Annotated in this window: 6 protein-coding genes; 4 read left to right on the plus strand and 2 right to left on the minus strand. The window is 57.0% G+C overall.

Translation table 11 applies throughout. The features are described from left to right. The first annotated feature begins 33 nt into the window (after positions 1-33). Positions 34-546, plus strand: a complete 513-nt coding sequence (rplJ, locus tag V7665_RS03430; protein WP_335663139.1) for a 50S ribosomal protein L10 — start codon at positions 34-36, stop codon at positions 544-546. A 139-nt stretch (positions 547-685) separates the two neighbouring features. Next, positions 686-1,057, plus strand: a complete 372-nt coding sequence (gene rplL / locus V7665_RS03435; RefSeq protein ID WP_323798709.1) for a 50S ribosomal protein L7/L12 — start codon at positions 686-688, stop codon at positions 1,055-1,057. Between the two features lie 81 nt (positions 1,058-1,138). On the opposite strand, the gene V7665_RS03440 is transcribed toward rplL, so the two are convergent. Both V7665_RS03440 and V7665_RS03445 read right to left on the minus strand, forming a co-directional pair. Beyond that, on the minus strand, positions 1,139-1,654 hold the full coding sequence (locus V7665_RS03440) for an acyloxyacyl hydrolase (protein WP_335663134.1): 516 nt from the start codon (positions 1,652-1,654) through the stop codon (positions 1,139-1,141). A gap of 111 nt (positions 1,655-1,765) precedes the next feature. Further along, positions 1,766-3,001 carry a cytochrome P450 gene (locus V7665_RS03445; protein WP_335663135.1) on the minus strand — a complete coding sequence of 412 codons (1,236 nt, stop codon included), beginning with the start codon at positions 2,999-3,001 and terminating at the stop codon, positions 1,766-1,768. 92 nt (positions 3,002-3,093) lie between these two features. On the opposite strand from V7665_RS03445, the gene V7665_RS03450 reads away from it, so the two are divergent. Both V7665_RS03450 and V7665_RS03455 read left to right on the plus strand, forming a co-directional pair. Further along, positions 3,094-3,633, plus strand: coding sequence for an adenine phosphoribosyltransferase (locus V7665_RS03450; RefSeq protein ID WP_335663136.1), 540 nt, complete (start codon positions 3,094-3,096; stop codon positions 3,631-3,633). Next, complete coding sequence (locus V7665_RS03455; RefSeq protein ID WP_335663137.1) at positions 3,626-4,312, plus strand: 5'-methylthioadenosine/S-adenosylhomocysteine nucleosidase family protein; 687 nt, start codon at positions 3,626-3,628, stop codon at positions 4,310-4,312. Before V7665_RS03450 ends, V7665_RS03455 begins: the two co-directional genes overlap by 8 nt. Positions 4,313-4,669 lie beyond the last annotated feature (357 nt).

The raw sequence follows: 4,669 nt of genomic DNA on the forward strand, positions 1-4,669 counted from the left end.
CGTCAAAACGCAGTCCACGTGAAGGAGCAAAATATGGATCGTGGTCAAAAGACCGAAGCGGTTGTCGCTCTGAACGCACTTTTCAAGCAGGCCGGGGTGGTCGTGGTGACACGCAACCTGGGTTTGACTGTGGCTCAATCGACCGAGCTGCGGACGAAAATGCGGGACGAAGGCGCAAGCTTCAAAGTCTCTAAAAACCGCCTTGCCAAGCTGGCTCTCGAAGGAACCGACTATGCTCCGCTAGCAGAAATGCTGACGGGTCCGGTCGCGCTTGCCACATCGGATGATCCGGTGGCCGCTGCAAAAATCGCAGTGGAATTTGCAAAAACCAACGATCGTTTGGAAATCGTTGGCGGCGCAATGGGCGACACCCTTCTTGACGAAGCAGGTATCAAGACCCTGGCTGCCATGCCTTCGCTTGACCAACTGCGTGGAACGATTGTGGGATTGCTTGTCGCACCACAAACGAAAATCGCACGGGTTCTTGTCGAGCCGGCAACCAGTGTTGCACGCGTACTCAGCGCTTATGCTGCTACGGGTGAATAGTTGAACCCTTCGTCACCCCGGACTTGATCCGGGGTCCAGAGCCTAAAAGCACAATGTCTGTGTTTGCCGCTCTGGATGCTGAATCAAGTTCAGCATGACGATCTCGAAATGATTAGAAAAAAAACGGAGCATATTTAACATGGCTGACATTGCAAAATTGGTTGAAGAACTTTCGAAACTCACCGTCATGGAAGCGGCTGAACTGTCCAAGGCACTGGAAGAAGAGTGGGGCGTTTCTGCTGCCGCTGCTGTTGCAGTTGCTGGTCCAGCGGCTGCCGCTGGCGAAGCTGCTGAAGAGCAGACCGAATTTGACGTAATCCTGACCGGCGACGGCGGCAAGAAAATCCAGGTGATCAAGGAAGTCCGTGCGATCACCCAGCTTGGCCTGACCGATGCGAAAGCACTCGTCGAAGGCGCGCCTAAGGCGATCAAAGAAGGCGTTAACAAAGCCGAAGCAGAAGACATCAAAGCGAAGATCGAAGCTGCCGGCGGTACCGTCGAACTCAAATAAGCCTGACGGTTTATTGAAAAATCAGGGGTGGTTTCCGGTTCGGAAGCCGCCCCTTTTTTATGCCCCTGTTCAAGCCTGTATCTATGGCAGTTCGAACACCAGCCGGACACCGATGATGTCGAGTCCGGGGTTCTGGGCCCGGTTGAAAATACCGGCATGGCTCAGATGCACCCAGGTCGCTTCCAGATCGACTTTCTCCGACAATCGCACACCGACCGACAATTCCGGTTCAAACAGCACCCGCGATCCCAATTGCCGTTGCGAGCCGTCGGGCGCGAATTCCAGTCGGGGACCATCGTGAATCGCAATCCCGATCCCGGGCCGCACATATATCTTGTCCCCGAACTTCCAGCTCAAACCGGCCGCGACAAAACTGGTGTCGCCGGAAAGATTGACCGAAGCCAGCAGATAGGGTGACGGTTTGCCGATGGCAGACAGCGCCTCGATCCGGTCGCCGCGGTAGCCGGCCTGCAGATCGACGCTGTCGGCATCGGAATCGACGGCAATGATGGTCACCACCTGATGCGCCGCGAACCCGCCATAAATTTCATCGGCATGGGCAGGTGGAGCCAGGGCCAACCCCAGAAAAACAGTCAAATATCGTGCAGAAAAACGGACCATCAGGACGAATTACAAGCGTTTCAGGCCGGGCGTAAGCCCGATGAACGGGAAGTCTTTTTCTGGGGCATGTTGATGGCTCAAGTTAATTCAGCCGATCGGCACCATCCGCACCGGCATGTGGTCAATCTCGTGCAGGAAACAACTGCCGGAATAGGTGAGCGGACCGTCCTGCTCGACCCGGATATCGCGGCCGAGAATTTCTTCGAACAGCGCCGCCAGCTGCATTTCCGCCAGCCGCGCACCAACGCAGCGATGGACGCCGTGACCAAAGGCGATATGGCGGCGGGCATTGTCTCTCTGAAAATCCACAACATCCGGATTGGGAAACAGCTTCTCGTCGCGATTGGCCGAGATATACCAGAGGATGATTTTCTCGCCCGCCGGAATGATCTGGCCACCCAGTTCGGTCTCGCGGGTGGTGGTCCGCCGCATGTGGGTGACGGGTGATTGCCAGCGGATGATTTCCTGCGCGGCGTTGGCTACCAGCGAAGGATCGTTGCGCAGCAGTTCAAACTGATCGGGGAACATGTTGCAGGCCCGGACAAAGCCACTCATGCTGTTGCGGGTTGTATCATTGCCCCCCACGATCAGCAGCGCGATATTGGCCAGCCGCTCCAGCTCGGGCATATTGCCCATCGCCTCGCTGTGGATGATGCGGTTGAGAATCTTGTCATTGGGCGGTTGTTTGCGTTCCTTTTCAAACAGCTCGTCGAATTTGCCCAGCATCTGGTGCATTTCGGCGAAGAAATTTTGCATCCGCTCCTCGCTCTGGTCAGGCGAAACTTCGCTGGCGGTATCCGACCAGCGCTTCATGTCGCGCCACTGCTCCCATGGGAAATCGAACAGCACACAGAGCATGCCGATGGTCAGCTTCACCGAGACTTCCTCTACCCAGTCAAACGTCTCACCAACAGGAAGAGCATCGAACAGCTCCTTGGTGCGCGCTCTTATTTCGGGTTCTCGAGCGAGCATCTGGCTCGGGTTGAAGGATGGCTGTACCACCTTGCGCTGCGCCGTATGAATCGGGGCATCCATAGCGATGAAATTGGGAAATTCATATTCTCCACTGCCGTCGGTGATGGTGATGCCGCCAACCTCATAGGAGGAAGAATAAGTCTCTGGGTCAAGCTCGACTTTCTGCACCAGATCATGGGTAACCACGGACCAATAGGGTCCATAAGGACTATCAGCGAGATAGCTGACCGGCATTTCGCGGCGCAGCTGGGCGAAAGGTTCCTGCCAGCGATTTTCGGAATAGAGCGCACCGTCACTCACATCAAAGGGAGTGATCGCCCGTTTTTCCTGAACATCAAAATTGGTCATTGCGTTTCTCTCCTTGGTTGCAGATTATCCGATGGTTGCGGAAAGGCAAGCCGCTGCTTACACAAATGTTCATTATGGCAGGGGTTAAGAAAATGGCAAACAATGACGATCTGAGGGCTTTGGTGCGCACGATCCCGGACTATCCCAAGCCGGGTATCCAGTTTCGCGATGTATCGACCCTGCTGCTCGACGGACCGGCCTTTCGCCGCACCATCGACCGGATGATTGCGCTGATTGATCCGGACAGCTTCGACCTGATCGCCGGCATCGAGGCGCGCGGCTTCATCGTTTCGGCGGCGATGTCCTATGCTCTGGAAAAGGGCAAGGTGATGCTGCGCAAGCCGGGAAAATTGCCCGGAAAGTCGGTCTACATAGACTATGCGCTGGAATATGGCACCGACCGGATCGAGATGCATGTCGATGCGATCCGGCCGGGGCAGCGGGTTTTGCTGGTCGATGATCTGATCGCCACCGGCGGTACCGCGATGGCGGCAGTCCAGCTGCTGCGCGGACAGGGCGCGGTCGTGGACCGGGCGCTGTTCATCGTCGACCTGCCCGATCTGGGTGGCGCGCAGAAGCTGGCCGCCGCCGGTGTTGAGGCGACCGCCCTGATGGCCTTTGCCGGTGATTGACCATATTGCGATCATCACCGGCGTGCAGGACGAGGCCGATGCCTTCCGGCGCGATCATCCGGTAAAGCGCGTCGCCAGCCCGCTCGGCGAAATACGCCAGCTCGAACATGCGGGAAAGCAGGTCTCGGTCCTTTGCTCAGGCATTGGCAAGGTCCACGCCGGAGCCGCCGCCCTCTATATGCACAGCCATTTCCGCCCGGACCTGTTTCTGGTGATCGGCACCGCCGGCCATGTCAGCAGCAGCCAAGGTGACTGTTTCTACCTCAGCGAATCCCTGCAAGCCGACTATGGCACGCTGGAGAAGTTCGGTGAGCATGATGGCTTCACCCATTATAACGCCGGCGCCTGGCCGATTGGCCCGTCGGACTGGAAACCCTTCACATCCCATCCGATGCCCGAAGCTCTCGCCCTGCCCGAGGCGCGGATCGCGACCGCTGACTGTTTTGTAAAATGCCCCGACCGCTCGGGCTATTTGCGCGACACACTCAAAGCCGACCTGGTCGACATGGAGACCGCAGCGGTGGCGCAGATTGCGGCGCTGCTCGACATCCCCTGGGCCGGGATCAAGGCGGTGACCGATGGCGCCAACAGCGACAGCTCGGGAGACTTTCACGCCAATCTCGAACGGGCCGCCAACCGCGCTGCCGATGAAGCCGCTCGGTTCATTGAATTGCTATGATTGCATTTGACAAGTCACCACAATCTTAGCCACAAATAGATGGTCGCTCAATAATCGGAGCCAAACCGCGTGCCAATAGTTGAATTTTTCGTCAGAAAAACGCTGCATTTTATGCCGATATTGTTCGGATTTCTGTTCTTTGGGCCACTTTTTGCACAAATTATGGATAGATTGGGCTGGCAACAACCGCTCGGTCTGTCGACCCTGACTTTGGGACTGATCGTCGGCGGCACCTGGGGCCTATTGGCGTTTTTCCGGGGCAGCTGGATATGGGCCAGGCCATGACGGAAGCGGAACTGCGCAAACAGGAACGGATGATCGCCCGCAAATATGCCGATCGCTTCCCGTGGGAGGTAC

This window comes from Parasphingorhabdus sp. (assembly GCF_036964675.1).
In the GTDB taxonomy this organism is placed as follows: Bacteria; Pseudomonadota; Alphaproteobacteria; order Sphingomonadales; family Sphingomonadaceae; genus Parasphingorhabdus.